Annotated in this window: 11 protein-coding genes and 2 tRNA genes; 7 read left to right on the forward strand and 6 right to left on the reverse strand. The window is 73.3% G+C overall.

What is annotated here, in order from left to right; translation table 11 throughout:
* The 5 genes from J1M41_RS01110 to J1M41_RS01130 form a co-directional block, all read right to left on the reverse strand.
* A partial coding sequence (locus J1M41_RS01110) for an ABC transporter substrate-binding protein (RefSeq protein WP_241247538.1) occupies positions 1 to 1,182 on the reverse strand: 1,182 nt, incomplete at its 3' end.
* 13 nt (positions 1,183 to 1,195) lie between these two features.
* Positions 1,196 to 1,276: transfer RNA gene (locus tag J1M41_RS01115), tRNA-Leu, on the reverse strand.
* Positions 1,277 to 1,343: 67 nt separating this feature from the next.
* Positions 1,344 to 1,832, reverse strand: a complete 489-nt coding sequence (bcp, locus tag J1M41_RS01120; RefSeq protein ID WP_010078986.1) for a thioredoxin-dependent thiol peroxidase — start codon at positions 1,830 to 1,832, stop codon at positions 1,344 to 1,346.
* 86 nt (positions 1,833 to 1,918) lie between these two features.
* Positions 1,919 to 1,991, reverse strand: a tRNA-Lys gene (locus J1M41_RS01125).
* Between the two features lie 67 nt (positions 1,992 to 2,058).
* On the reverse strand, positions 2,059 to 2,607 hold the full coding sequence (locus J1M41_RS01130; protein ID WP_036312973.1) for a hypothetical protein: 549 nt from the start codon (positions 2,605 to 2,607) through the stop codon (positions 2,059 to 2,061).
* 104 nt (positions 2,608 to 2,711) lie between these two features.
* Here J1M41_RS01130 and ilvD point away from each other — a divergent pair, with 104 nt between their 5' ends.
* The 3 genes from ilvD (at position 2,712) to J1M41_RS01145 (ending at position 6,592) form a co-directional block, all read left to right on the forward strand.
* Positions 2,712 to 4,439 carry a dihydroxy-acid dehydratase gene (ilvD, locus tag J1M41_RS01135; RefSeq protein WP_049145205.1) on the forward strand — a complete coding sequence of 576 codons (1,728 nt, stop codon included), beginning with the start codon at positions 2,712 to 2,714 and terminating at the stop codon, positions 4,437 to 4,439.
* Between the two features lie 103 nt (positions 4,440 to 4,542).
* A complete protein-coding gene (nagB, locus tag J1M41_RS01140; RefSeq protein ID WP_098093123.1) occupies positions 4,543 to 5,328 on the forward strand; it encodes a glucosamine-6-phosphate deaminase in 786 nt (261 codons plus the stop codon).
* A gap of 43 nt (positions 5,329 to 5,371) precedes the next feature.
* Entirely contained in the window at positions 5,372 to 6,592 is a 1,221-nt protein-coding gene (locus J1M41_RS01145; protein WP_206450971.1) for an amidohydrolase family protein, read from the forward strand.
* Here the strand turns inward: J1M41_RS01145 and J1M41_RS01150 are convergent.
* Positions 6,589 to 7,596, reverse strand: coding sequence for an IS481 family transposase (locus J1M41_RS01150; protein ID WP_206450972.1), 1,008 nt, complete (start codon positions 7,594 to 7,596; stop codon positions 6,589 to 6,591). The two genes, J1M41_RS01145 and J1M41_RS01150, sit on opposite strands and share 4 nt — an antisense overlap.
* Positions 7,597 to 8,004: 408 nt before the next feature.
* On the opposite strand from J1M41_RS01150, the gene J1M41_RS01155 reads away from it, so the two are divergent.
* From J1M41_RS01155 to serA, 4 genes are all read left to right on the forward strand, one after another.
* Positions 8,005 to 9,906, forward strand: coding sequence for an acetolactate synthase large subunit (locus J1M41_RS01155; protein WP_206450973.1), 1,902 nt, complete (start codon positions 8,005 to 8,007; stop codon positions 9,904 to 9,906).
* Between the two features lie 12 nt (positions 9,907 to 9,918).
* Positions 9,919 to 10,428 carry an acetolactate synthase small subunit gene (gene ilvN, locus J1M41_RS01160; RefSeq protein ID WP_002854209.1) on the forward strand — a complete coding sequence of 170 codons (510 nt, stop codon included), beginning with the start codon at positions 9,919 to 9,921 and terminating at the stop codon, positions 10,426 to 10,428.
* A gap of 36 nt (positions 10,429 to 10,464) precedes the next feature.
* The gene (gene ilvC, locus J1M41_RS01165; protein WP_206450974.1) at positions 10,465 to 11,496 is read left to right on the forward strand and encodes a ketol-acid reductoisomerase; all 1,032 of its coding nucleotides are present in this window, start codon (positions 10,465 to 10,467) and stop codon (positions 11,494 to 11,496) included.
* 149 nt (positions 11,497 to 11,645) lie between these two features.
* Positions 11,646 to 13,241, forward strand: a complete 1,596-nt coding sequence (gene serA / locus J1M41_RS01170; protein ID WP_206450975.1) for a phosphoglycerate dehydrogenase — start codon at positions 11,646 to 11,648, stop codon at positions 13,239 to 13,241.
* Positions 13,242 to 13,324: the final 83 nt, after the last annotated feature.

Raw genomic sequence — 13,324 nt, forward strand, 5'->3', positions numbered from 1 at the left:
CTCCAACGGCTCCCCGTCGTATCCCGCCAGGCCGAGGAACTCGCGGGCCCGGCCCGGGTTGACGTCGTAGCGCCGCGCCTCCTCGTCGCCGACGCCGAGGGAGGGGGGGACGAGGTCGTGGGCCAGGCGGGTGCCCTCGAGGAAGACGTCGCTGCCGGCGATGCGCGGGCGGTCCACCGCGTACGCGATCGCCTGGCGCAGGTACTGCGAGCGCACGCTCGGGTGGTCCAGGTTCATGCCCACGTAGAGCACGCCCAGGGGGTCCCGGGGCAGCACCTGGGTGCCGGCCTCGACGAGGGGGCGCAGCTGGCCGGGGGCGACGACGTCGATCACATCCGCCGTGCCGCGCCGCAGCTCCCGCAGGCGCACGGAGGCCCGACCCCACGCCTGCACGGCCACCGGGTGCGCCGCCGGATCGGAGCCGCGGTGGCGGGCGCTGGGGACCAGGATCGTCGCGCCCGAGGCGCCCGGGTGGGCGCGCGTGAGCTCGGCGGTCTCCGCGGCGTCGGCCCAGCGGTAGGGGCCGGTGCCGGCGGGGGTGGTGACCTCGGAGCCGTCCACGTCGACCGTGCGGTCCCACGAGGCCGGCGAGGAGATCGCGAAGGCCGGCGAGGCCAGCGCGGCCGCGAGGTGACGGCGGGGGGAGTGCAGGCGCAGCCGCACCTCGAGCTCTCCGCGGGCCTCGACGCCGGCGAAGGCGGAGTCCGCGTCCCCGGCGTATCCGCCGAAGGCCGAGACGAACGAGGAGGGCGGGGCGACGGTCCCGTCCACGGGCGCGGGGGCGGCGGCCCACCGCTCGATGTTCGCGACCACGGCGGCGGCGTCGCACGGCTCGCCGTCGTCGAACACCACCCCGGAGACCAGGTGGAACGTGTGGAGGCGGCCGCCGTCGGACTCCTCGTGCCGCTCGGCGAGGCGGGGCGTGGGGGCGCCGGTGTCCGCGTCCACGCCGAGCAGCGTCTCGAAGACCTGGCGGATCAGACGGAAGGACTCGACGTCCAGCGCGCGGGCCGGATCCCGCGTCAGCGCCCGCGCCGGGGCGCCGACCACGAGCAGCCGGCTCGGGCCCGAGGAGGTCGGGGCGGCGGAGGACGGCGCCGCGGGCGACGTCGCGCAGCCGGCCACGCCCAGGCCGAGCAGGCCCAGGCCCCCGCCGAGGAAGGCGCGGCGAGTGGGCTGCATGGGGTCCGGGGAGTGCGGGCGGGGGGACTCGAACCCCCACGTCCAGGACACTGGAACCTAAATCCAGCGCGTCTACCAGTTCCGCCACGCCCGCGCACACCCCGCGCGGGCGGGGCGAGGCCCGATCCTACCGTGCGGCGCCCGGGCGCGGCGGGCGCGGATCAGGCCTCGTCGAGGCCGAGGGTGCGGCGCAGTCGGGCCACGTGGCCGGTCGCCTTCACGTTGTACTGCGCGTGGGTGACCTTCCCGTCCGGGCCGACGACGATCGTGGAGCGGATCAGACCCTCGAAGGTCCGCCCGTAGTTCTTCTTCTCACCCCAGGCGCCGTAGGCCTCGGCCACCGCGTGGTCCTCGTCCGAGAGCAGGGGGAACGTCAGGCCCTCCTGCTCGGCGAACCGGATGATCTTGCCGATCGGGTCGGGGGAGATCCCCAGGACGACGTAGCCGGCCGCGGTCAGGGAGGCGAGGCTGTCCCGGAAGTCGCAGGCCTGCGTGGTGCAGCCGGGCGTGGACGCGGCCGGGTAGAAGTAGACGATCGTGTGCTTGCCCGCGCTGTCGCGCAGCGAGACGGGCCGGCCCTCCTGGTCCTGGAGGGTGAACGCGGGTGCCGTGTCGCCGGGCTGGAGGCGGTGCTGGGTCGTGTCGGTCATGGGCCCCAGCCTACGGTGGGCCCGGGCGGGGAGCGGGGACGACGCAGGCCCCGTCTCCGTGGAGACGGGGCCTTCGCTTCGGTGGGTGCACCCCCCGGGACTCGAACCCGGAACCTGCTGATTAAGAGTCAGATGCTCTACCGGTTGAGCTAGAGGTGCAGGTGCCGCACCGCCTCTCGGATCTCTCCGGTGCGCCGTGCAACGAGGTGAAACCCTACCAGGGGTTTCAGACGCCGTGCAAATCGGGGGGCGTGACGTCCGTCGCGTCCGTCTCCGGGGTCGCGTAGAGGCGGTCCAGTTCGTCCATGAAGGCGGTCATGAAGGCGTGGAAGTCGGTGGCGTCCTCGGCCTGGTCGAGCTCCGCGGTGCCGTCCTCCGTGAGGTCGCCCACCGGCACCCGCGTGTGCTCCGGGACGTCGAACCACGTCCGGAAGCCCGTGACGGTCTCCACCTGATAGCCGCTGCCCGTGTCCGCCACGGTGGCCACGTTGGCCAGGCCCACCTCGACGACGTCGGCGCGGTCCGCGGAGGCCTCGGTCACCGGGCCGTGCGGGTCGTCCTCGGCCACGCCCGGCGCGCGGCGGTCGTGGTCGTCCGGGGTGGAGGTGGGGTCGAACGGGCACAGCAGCATCTCGAGCGGCTGGTGGCGGTAGCCGATCACGAGGGGGGAGGAGGAGCCCGAGGGCTGGCCGTAGACGACGTTGTAGTCGCCGTGGTTGAACACGCGCGCATCGAAGACGCGGCGCAGCCGTCTGTGCAGGGTGGGCGTGTCCATGGGCCCAACGTACGCGGACCCGTCCGCACGTGTCATGCCGCGGCACCCGTCACACGGGGACGTCGCGTCGGCCCGGTGGCGCCGTGCTCACTAGACTCCGCGGCATGGACTCCGCCGCGTCGACTCCCAGCACCCCGTCCGCCGCTCCCGACATCAAGCCGCGCTCGCGCGACGTCACCGACGGGATGGAGCGCACCGCCGCCCGCGGCATGCTCCGCGCGGTCGGCATGGGGGACGAGGACTTCGGCAAGCCGCAGATCGGCATCGCGTCGTCCTGGAACGAGATCACCCCCTGCAACCTCTCCCTGGACCGCCTCGCCCAGGCCTCGAAGGACGGCGTCCACGCCGCCGGTGGATATCCGCTGGAGTTCGGCACGGTCTCCGTCTCGGACGGCATCTCCATGGGCCACGAGGGCATGCACTTCTCCCTCGTCTCCCGCGAGGTGATCGCGGACTCGGTGGAGACCGTGATGATGGCCGAGCGCCTGGACGGCTCCGTCCTGCTCGCCGGCTGCGACAAGTCGCTGCCGGGCATGCTCATGGCCGCCGCCCGCCTGGACCTGGCGTCCGTGTTCGTCTACGCAGGCTCGATCATGCCGGGCGTGGCCCGCCTGACCGACGGCACCGAGAGGCAGGTGACCATCATCGACGCCTTCGAGGCGGTCGGCGCCTGCGCCCGCGGTCTCATGTCCGAGGAGGACCTGCTCCGCATCGAGAAGTCCATCGCCCCGGGTGAGGGCGCCTGCGGCGGCATGTACACCGCCAACACCATGGCCTCCATCGGTGAGGCCCTCGGCATGTCCCTGCCCGGTTCCGCCGCCGCCCCCTCCGCGGACCGCCGCCGCGACGCCTTCGCGCGCCGCTCCGGCGAGGCCGTGGTGAACATGCTCCGCCAGGGCATCACGGCCCGGGACATCATGACCAAGCCCGCGTTCGAGAACGCGATCGCCGTGACCATGGCGTTCGGCGGCTCCACCAACGCCGTGCTGCACCTGCTCGCCATCGCCCGGGAGGCGGGCGTGGACCTGCAGCTGTCCGACTTCAACCGCATCGCCGACCGCACCCCGCACATCGCCGACCTCAAGCCGTTCGGTCAGTACGTCATGACGGACGTGGACCGCATCGGCGGCGTCCCGGTGGTCATGAAGGCCCTGCTGGACGAGGGCCTGCTGCACGGGGACACCCTCACCGTCACCGGCAAGACCCTCGCCGAGAACCTGGCCGCGCTCGATCCGGACCCGGTGGACGGCAAGGTCATCCGGACCATGGACGACGCGATGCACCCCAACGGCGGCATCGCGATCCTCCACGGCTCGCTGGCCCCGGAGGGCGCTGTCGTGAAGTCCGCCGGCTTCGATGCGGACGTCTTCGAGGGCACCGCGCGCGTCTTCGACCGGGAGCGCGCCGCCATGGACGCCCTCGAGGACGGGACCATCGCCGCCGGCGACGTGGTGGTCATCCGCTATGAGGGGCCGAAGGGCGGCCCGGGCATGCGCGAGATGCTCGCGATCACCGGCGCGATCAAGGGGGCGGGTCTGGGCAAGGACGTCCTGCTGATCACCGACGGGCGCTTCTCCGGCGGCACCACCGGCCTGTGCATCGGCCACATCGCCCCCGAGGCCGCCGAGGGAGGGCCGATCGGGCTGGTGCAGGACGGCGACCGCATCCGCGTGGACATCGCCGGACGCACCATGGACCTGCTCGTGGACGAGGCCGAGCTCGCCGCCCGCCGCGAGTCCTGGGAGCCGGTGGAGCCGAAGTTCACCACGGGCGTGCTGGGTAAGTACGCCAAGCTGGTGCACTCCGCCGCCGAGGGCGCCTACCTGGGCTGAGGCCCGGTCGGCCCGCACGCCGAGACGAGCAGAGGATGAGCATGCACGCGATCGACGCCCGGGCCGGGGGACCCGCGCCGCGTCCCGGGCGGGAGGCGCGCTGATGGAGGTCGTCATCCTGCCCGACGCCGCCGCCCTGGGCCGGCACGGCGCGGACGCGGTGGCCGCCCACGTGGCGGCCCGTCCCGAGGCCGTCCTGGGGCTGGCCACCGGCTCCTCGCCCCTGCCCGTCTACGACGAGCTCGCCCGCCGGGTCCGGGACGGGGAGCTGTCCCTGCGCTCCTGCCGCGCGTTCCTGCTGGACGAGTACGTCGGCCTGCCCGCGGGACACCCCGAGTCCTACCGCACCGTGATCGAGCGGGAGTTCGTCGCGCGCACGGACATCGCCCCGGAGGCCGTGCACGGTCCGGACGGCGGGGCGGCGGACGTCCCGGGCGCCTGCGCCGCCTACGAGGAGGCGCTGCGCGAGGCCGGCGGCGTGGACGTGCAGCTGCTCGGCGTGGGCACGGACGGGCACATCGCGTTCAACGAGCCCGGCTCCTCCCTCGCCTCCCGCACGCGCATCAAGGTGCTCGCCGAGCAGACCCGGCGGGACAACGCCCGCTTCTTCGACGGCGACCTCGACCAGGTCCCGACCCACTGCCTCACCCAGGGCGTGGGCACGATCCTCGACGCCCGACACCTGGTCCTGCTGGCCCGGGGCGAGGGCAAGGCCGAGGCGGTGCGGCAGCTCGTGGAGGGCCCCGTGAGCGCGCGCTGGCCGGTCACGGCCCTGCAGCTGCACCCGCATGTGACCGTCCTCGTGGACGAGGCCGCCGCCGGGCGACTCGAGCTCGCGGGGGAGTACCGCCACATGTGGGAGGCCAAGCCGTCCTGGCAGGGATTCTGAGCGCCCCTCGTCCATCGACCCGCCCACCCCGGAAGGTGCATCCGTGCCCGCCTCGGTCCCTCACCGGCCGCGCGCCGAGCAGGCGCCGCAGGCCGCCGCGTCCCCGTCGGTGCTGCGCGCGGACCGCGTCCATGACGGCGAGCGCCTCGGCGGCCCCGGCTGGATCGCCCTGGCCGGGGACCGGGTGGTGGCCGTCGGGACCGGGGACCCGCCGCGCACCCACGGCCCCGTCCATGACCTCGGCGACGCCCTCCTCGCTCCCGGCTGCGTGGACGTGCACTGCCACGGCGGCGGCGGACACGCCGTCGAGTCCGGCGCGGCCGCGGCACGCGCGGCGGCCGCGGCCCACGCCCGCGCGGGCACGACCACGGTCGTGGCCTCCCTCGTCACGGACGAGGTCGACGCGCTCGCGGCGCAGCTGACGGCCCTGACGCCCCTGTGCGCAGAGGGGGTGCTGGCCGGCGTGCACCTCGAGGGTCCCTGGCTCTCGCCCCTGCACTGCGGCGCGCACCGGGCCGCGTCGCTGCGGGCGCCGGAGCCCGAGGACGTCGCTCGCCTCGTCGAGGTCGGCGCGGGCCACCTGGCGATGGTCACGCTGGCCCCCGAGCTGCCCGGGGCCCTCGACGCGGTGGGCCGGCTGGCGGAGGCGGGCGTCGTCGTCGCGATCGGCCACACGGACGCCTCCTACGAGACCACGCGCGCGGCGATCGACGCGGGGGCGCGGATGGCCACGCACCTGCACAACGCGTGCCGGCCCACCCACCATCGCGAGCCCGGGCCGGCCGTCGCCCTGCTGGAGGACCCGCGCGTGGGGATCGAGACCATCGTGGACGGCGTCCACCTGCATGCGGCCACGGTGCGGCGGGTCGCCCGGGAGGCCGGGGAGCGGTGGATCCTCGTCTCGGACTCCATGGCCGCCGCCGGCTGCGGCGACGGCGAGTTCCCCCTCGGGCCGCTGCGGGTCCGGGTCCACGACGGCGTCGCGCGGGTGGTCGGCGCGGACGGCGCAGCCGGGGCCATCGCCGGGTCCACGGCCACGGTCACCGGCTCGGTGCGCTCCGCCGTCGTCGCCGGGGTCGACCTCGACGCCGCGCTGCGGGCGGCGACGGCCGCGCCCGCGGACGCCCTGGGGCTTCCCGACGTCGGCCGGCTCCGAGCCGGGAGCCGAGCGGACGCCGTCGTCTTCGGCCCCGAGCTCGAGGTGCGCGGGGTGCTCCATCACGGAACGTGGGTGAAGGCGGCCGCCCCCGCGGCGGCTGACTAGGTGTAGGAGGGCATGACGTTGTTGACTCGGGCCGGTGCCAACGAGGCCGGAGGGGCGTCCCCGCAGGAGGTATGAGGCCGATGGTAGTTGTAGTGGTTCACCCACACGGCCAGCGCCTCACGCCGAGCTGTCTCTGAGGTATACGGACGGGCGTAGAGGACCTCATCGACCATCAGCCGGTTGTACCGTTCGACCTTCCCGTTATGGCGCGGGGTGTAGGGGCGGATCCGGTGGTGCCGGCCCCCGAGCGAGACCACCTTGGCGGTGAAGTCCACGGCCCGGTAGTTGTTCCCGTTGTCCGTGACCACCCGGTCCACGGTGATGCCGTGGGCGGCGAAGAACGCGCGGGCCCGGCAGAAGAACCCGATCGTGGTCACCGCCTTCTCATCCTCCAACGCCTCGGTGTACGCCAGGCGGGTGTACCCGTCGATCGCCGAGTGCAGGTAGGTGTACCCGACCCGCCGGCCGGCACCACGCTTGGAAGCACGGCCTGCTTCACTTTCACGTCCGTGGGTGCGCCAGCCGCCCCCGTCTGGGATCTTCCCGATTTTCTTCACGTCCAGGTGCACCATGTGCCCCGGGCCGCGGGCGGTGATCTTCTGTGGTCGTTGGCGCAGGTCTTCCCCGGCCGGGGTCAGGTCCCGTAACCGGGAGATCCCGAGTCGGTGCAGCCACCGTCCCACGGTGCGCAGGCACAGCTGGTGGCCTTCGGAGGCGAGGTGGTGATGGATGCGCCGTGCGGACCACTTGCGCTCCCGCCGCAGGGCGTGGATCTGGGCGACCAGGACCGGATCGAGCTGGGCAGGTGAACGGTGCGGCCGGCTGGGCAGGTCCTGAAGGCCGGCTTCTCCCTGGGCGCGGTAGCGGGCGACCCAGGTGGCCACCGTGGGCCGGCTCACCCGGAACTCGGCTGCCACGTGTGCCTGCGGGATCCCGTCGTGCAGGTGGCGGTGGACCATCCTGAGACGGCCGGTCGGGGTCAGGGGTGCGTTAGCGTGAGTCATGAGCGGGTCTCTTCTGGCAGGTGGGTTGTTGAGGAACTTCCATCCTGCGGGAGAGGCCCGCTCGTCTCATCTCAGCCCGTACCCCGTGGCAAGAACCTCATGACCCACAACAACTAGGGTGGGCGCAGGCCCGGGATCCGACCCCGACCGCCCGGTCGTCTCACGATGTGACGCTTTATCTCACATTGCGAGACAGGCGGGTGGTCGATGGCGGACGGGGCGCACGGCTGTCGATACTGAGACCACCCCCGAAGGACCCGGCGGCCCGTGTCCCCACCTCAGACTCCACCACGCCGGCCCGATCCGTCATCGACGCGGCCACGGTCCCCGACGCCCGACGGATCCGAACGACGACCGTCCGACGCCCCCGCGACGGACACGCAGCGACGAACGCAGTGAGGTGACCCCATGAGCACGACCCCCCGCGACGCCCGCGCGGCGGTCCCGCAGGTCCCGACGCCGGCCTCCCGCCCGACGGAGACCGCCCGGGTCCAGGAGCGCCGTCCGGCCCCCCGGCCCGAGATCGTCGAGCCGCGGGTGCCCGGCGAGGGCTCCCGCGTCGAGCCGACCCGGATGACCGGCTCCGAGGGCATCATCCGCTCCCTGGAGGAGCTGGGGGTCACGGACGTGTTCGGGCTGCCCGGCGGCGCCATCCTGCCGACCTACGACCCGCTCATGGACTCCGATCGGATCCGCCACATCCTGGTGCGCCACGAACAGGGCGCCGGTCACGCGGCGCAGGGCTACCACCTGGCCACCGGCAAGGTCGGCGTGGCCATCGCCACCTCCGGTCCCGGCGCCACCAACCTGGTGACCGCCGTCGCGGACGCCCACATGGACTCCCAGGCGGTCGTGTTCATCACCGGCCAGGTCTCCTCCGCCGCGATCGGCACGGACGCCTTCCAGGAGGCGGACATCGTGGGCATCACGATGCCCATCACCAAGCACTCCCGGCTCGTGACCCGGCCCGAGGACGTCCCCCAGGCCCTCGCCGAGGCGTTCCACATCGCCGCCACGGGCCGGCCCGGGCCCGTGCTCGTGGACGTCACCAAGGACGCCCAGCAGGGCGAGTTCGAGTTCGCGTGGCCGCCCCGGATCGACCTGCCCGGCTACCGCCCCGTCCTGCGCGGCCACCCCCGGCAGATCCGCGAGGCCGCCCGGCTGATCCGCGAGGCCCGGCGCCCCGTGCTGTACGTGGGCGGCGGCGTGGCCCGCGGCGAGGCCCACGAGGAGCTGCGCGCCCTCGCCGAGCGCACGGGCGCCCCGGTGGTCACCACCCTCACCGCCCGCGGCGTCTTCCCCGACTCGCACCCCCAGCACCTGGGCATGCCGGGCATGCACGGCGGCGTCCCCGCCGTGGCCGCGCTCCAGCAGGCCGACCTGCTGATCACGCTCGGCGCCCGCTTCGACGACCGCGTGACCGGTCACCTGCCCTCGTTCGCCCCCGGCGCCCGCGTGATCCACGCGGACATCGACCCGGCCGAGATCTCCAAGAACCGCACCGCGGACGTGCCGATCGTCGGTGACGTCAAGGAGATCATCCCGGACCTGGTGGCCGAGCTCGCGACGGACACCGAGGCGCTGCCCGACCTCGCCGACTGGTGGGCGGTGCTGCGGCGCCTGCAGGACACCTACCCGATGGGCTGGACCGAGACCGAGGACGGCCTCCTCGCGCCCCAGGAGGTGATCTCGCGCCTGTCGGCCCTGTCCGGCCCCGAGGCCACCTACGTGGCCGGCGTCGGCCAGCACCAGATGTGGGCCAGCCAGTTCGTCGCCTACGAGCGCCCGCGCCAGTGGCTCAACTCGGCCGGCCTCGGCACGATGGGCTTCGCCGTCCCCGCCGCGATGGGGGCGCAGGTGGGCGAGCCCGACCGCGTGGTCTGGGCCATCGACGGCGACGGCTGCTTCCAGATGACCAACCAGGAGCTCGCCACGTGCGTGATCAACCGCATCCCCATCAAGATCGCGGTGATCAACAACTCCTCGCTGGGCATGGTGCGCCAGTGGCAGACCCTCTTCTACGACGGGCGCTACTCGAACACGGACCTGAACACGGGCCACGACACCGCCCGGGTGCCGGACTTCGTCAAGCTCGCCGACGCCTACGGCGCCGCGGGCCTGCGCTGCGACCGCCGGGAGGACCTGGACGACACCATCCGCCAGGCCCTCGCCATCGACGACCGCCCCGTGATCGTGGACTTCGTGGTGTCCCGCGACGCCATGGTCTGGCCGATGGTCCCGGCGGGGGTCAGCAACGACGCGATCCAGGTGGCCCGGGGCATGACGCCCGACTGGGACCAGGAAGACTGAGGAGGGCAACCGATGGAACGCCACACCCTGTCCGTGCTCGTCGAGGACGTGCCCGGCACCCTGACGCGCGTGGCCGGCCTCTTCGCCCGGCGCGCGTTCAACATCCACTCGCTGGCCGTGGGCGTCACGGAGGTCGAGGGCCTGTCCCGGATCACCGTGGTCGTCGACGCCGACACGGACCTGCTCGAGCAGGTCACCAAGCAGCTGAACAAGCTGATCAACGTGATCAAGGTCGTCGAGCTCACGCCCGACTCCTCCGTTCAGCGCGACCACCTGCTCGTGAAGGTGCGCGCCGATGCCGCCACCCGCGGTCAGGTCGTCCAGGCGGCCGACCTGTTCCGCGCCCACGTCGTCGACGTGGCCCCGGAGTCCCTGACCCTCGAGGCCACCGGCACCCGTGACAAGCTCGAGGCCTTCCTCGAGATGATGGAGCCCTACGGCGTGCGTGAGCTCGTCCGCTCGGGCACCCTCGCCCTCGCCCGGGGGCCGCGGTCCATGACCGACCGTGCCCTGGCCCGCTGACCCGTCCCGATCCACCCATCCCGTGAGGAGAACAGCATGACCGTGAAGAAGTTCTACGACGACGACGCCGACCTGTCGATCATCCAGGGCCGCACCGTGGCCGTCATCGGCTACGGCTCCCAGGGCCACGCCCACGCCCTGTCGCTGCGCGACTCCGGTGTGGACGTGCGCATCGGCCTCGCCGAGGGCTCCAAGTCCCGCGCCAAGGCCGAGGCCGAGGGCCTCCGCGTCGTCGACGTCGCCACCGCCGCCGCCGAGGCCGACCTGATCATGATCCTCACCCCGGACCAGGTCCAGGCCGACGTGTACGAGCAGCACATCGCCGGCAACCTGCAGGAGGGCGACGCCCTGTTCTTCGCGCACGGCTTCAACGTGCGCTTCGGCTACATCCAGGCCCCCGAGGGCGTCGACGTCGCCCTGGTCGCCCCCAAGGGACCGGGCCACGTGGTGCGCCGCGAGTTCGAGGCCGGCCGCGGCGTGCCCGCGCTGATCGCCGTCGAGAAGGACGCCTCCGGCCAGGCCCACGCCCTCGCCCTGTCCTACGCCAAGGCCGTGGGCGGCACCCGCGCCGGCGTCATCGAGACGACCTTCACCGAGGAGACCGAGACCGACCTGTTCGGCGAGCAGGCCGTGCTCTGCGGCGGCGCCTCCCAGCTCGTGCAGTACGGCTTCGAGACCCTCACCGAGGCCGGCTACCAGCCCGAGATCGCCTACTTCGAGGTGCTGCACGAGCTGAAGCTCATCGTCGACCTCATGGTCGAGGGCGGCATCGCCAAGCAGCGCTGGTCCATCTCCGACACCGCGGAGTACGGCGACTACGTCTCCGGCCCCCGCGTCATCACCCCCGACGTGAAGGAGAACATGAAGGCGGTCCTCGCCGACATCCAGTCCGGCGCCTTCGCGAAGCGCTTCATGGACGACCAGAAGGCCGGTGCGCCCGAGTTCAAGGAGCTGCGCGCCCGGGGCGAGGCCCACCCGATCGAGAAGACCGGCCGCGAGCTGCGCCAGATGTTCTCCTGGCTCAAGGACGCGGACGACGACTACACCGAGGGCACGGCGGCCCGCTGAGCCGCCCGAGCCCCCGACGCCGGCCCCGGGCATCGCGCTCCGGGGCCGGCGTCGCATTCCGGCCACGGCCCGGTCACGCGTCTAGGCTCGGACCGGAGCGCGGGCCGGCCCGCCTTCCATCCCACCGCACCACACCTCCAGGAGCACCCGTGAGCGCAGCCCAGCCCGTCGTCCTGATCGCCGAGGAACTCTCGCCCGCCACCGTCGAGGCCCTCGGCCCCGACTTCGAGATCCGCCGCACGGACGGCGCCGACCGCGCCCGCCTCCTCGAGGACCTGCGCGACGTCGACGCGGTGCTGATCCGCTCGGCCACCCAGATGGACGCCGAGGCGATCGCCGCCGCGCCGCAGCTGAAGGTCATCGCGCGCGCCGGCGTCGGACTGGACAACGTGGACGTGCCCGCCGCCACCGAGGCCGGCGTCATGGTCGTCAACGCGCCGACGTCGAACATCATCTCCGCCGCCGAGCTCACCTGCGGCCACATCCTGGCCGCCGCCCGCAACATCGCGGCCGCCCACGGCTCGCTGAAGGCGGGGGAGTGGAAGCGGTCGAAGTACACGGGCGTCGAGCTGTACGGCAAGCGGCTGGGCGTGATCGGCCTGGGCCGCATCGGCGCGCTCGTGGCCGAGCGCATGAAGGCGTTCGGCATGGAGATCCTCGCCTACGACCCCTACGTGACCACCGCCCGGGCGCAGCAGCTCGGCGCGAGCCTCGTGGAGCTGGACGAGCTGCTCGAGCGCGCCGACGTGGTCACGATCCACATGCCCAAGACCCCCGAGACGGTCGGCATGATCGGCGATGAGCAGTTCGCCCGCATGAAGGACACCGCGATCATCGTGAACGTGGCCCGCGGCGGCCTCGTGGACGAGGACGCCCTCGCCCGCGCGCTCGAGGCCGGGACCATCGGGGGCGCCGGCATCGACGTCTTCAGCTCCGAGCCGGCCACCGACCTGGCGTTCTTCGCCCACGACTCTGCCGTGGTCACCCCCCACCTGGGCGCCTCGACCGCCGAGGCCCAGGAGAAGGCGGGCGTCGCCGTCGCCGGCTCCGTGCGCCTGGCCCTCTCCGGCGAGCTCGTGCCGGACGCCGTGAACGTGGCCGGCGGCGCGATCCACGAGGACGTGCGCCCCGGCCTGCCGCTGGCCGAGAAGCTGGGCCGCGTGCTCACCGCGCTGGTGGGCGAGCAGTCCATCACGGCCGTCGAGGTGGAGATCGCCGGTGAGATCGCCGAGCACGACGTCTCCGCGATGCGCCTGGCCGCCCTGAAGGGCGTGTTCACGGACATCGTCTCGGACCAGGTCTCCTACGTGAACGCCCCCGTGCTGGCCGAGCAGCGCGGCGTCGAGTGCCGCCTCACCACCACCGCGGTGTCCGAGTCCTACCGCAACACCGTCACGGTGCGCGCCGCGACCGCGCAGGGCGCCCAGACGGCCGTCACCGGCACGCTCACCGGCCCGCGCCAGGTGCAGAAGCTCGTGGGCGTGGACCGGCACGACCTCGAGGTGCCGCTGGCCGACCACCTGCTCGTGTTCGCCTATCAGGACCGCCCGGGCGTGATCGGCGTCCTGGGCCAGGCCCTCGGGGTGCAGGGCGTGAACATCGCCGGCATGGACGTCTCGCGCGACGACGAGGGCGCCGCCCTGGCCGTGCTGACCCTGGACGGGGCCCTGTCCGGGGACACCGCGGCCACGCTGGCCGCGGCCATCGGCGCGGCCCGTGCGGCCGAGGTGGACCTCTCCGTCTGACCCGTCCACGCCCGGCGGGCACCGCGGGGCCGTGCGCGTCGCCCTGTGTTGAGATGGTGTCCATGTCGCGTCCACCAGAGCCC

Source organism: Micrococcus sp. KRD096, assembly GCF_017168495.1.
GTDB classification, from domain to species: Bacteria; Actinomycetota; Actinomycetes; order Actinomycetales; family Micrococcaceae; genus Micrococcus; species Micrococcus luteus.

Bases quoted from the DNA above. Each gene is read 5' to 3' on its own strand.
- bcp (WP_010078986.1), bottom strand. From the start codon at position 1,832: ATGACCGACACGACCCAGCACCGCCTCCAGCCCGGCGACACGGCACCC.
- J1M41_RS01130 (WP_036312973.1), bottom strand. From the start codon at position 2,607: ATGGACACGCCCACCCTGCACAGACGGCTGCGCCGCGTCTTCGATGCG.
- ilvD (WP_049145205.1), top strand. From the start codon at position 2,712: ATGGACTCCGCCGCGTCGACTCCCAGCACCCCGTCCGCCGCTCCCGAC.
- nagB (WP_098093123.1), top strand. From the start codon at position 4,543: ATGGAGGTCGTCATCCTGCCCGACGCCGCCGCCCTGGGCCGGCACGGC.
- J1M41_RS01150 (WP_206450972.1), bottom strand. From the start codon at position 7,596: ATGACTCACGCTAACGCACCCCTGACCCCGACCGGCCGTCTCAGGATG.
- J1M41_RS01155 (WP_206450973.1), top strand. From the start codon at position 8,005: ATGAGCACGACCCCCCGCGACGCCCGCGCGGCGGTCCCGCAGGTCCCG.
- ilvN (WP_002854209.1), top strand. From the start codon at position 9,919: ATGGAACGCCACACCCTGTCCGTGCTCGTCGAGGACGTGCCCGGCACC.
- ilvC (WP_206450974.1), top strand. From the start codon at position 10,465: ATGACCGTGAAGAAGTTCTACGACGACGACGCCGACCTGTCGATCATC.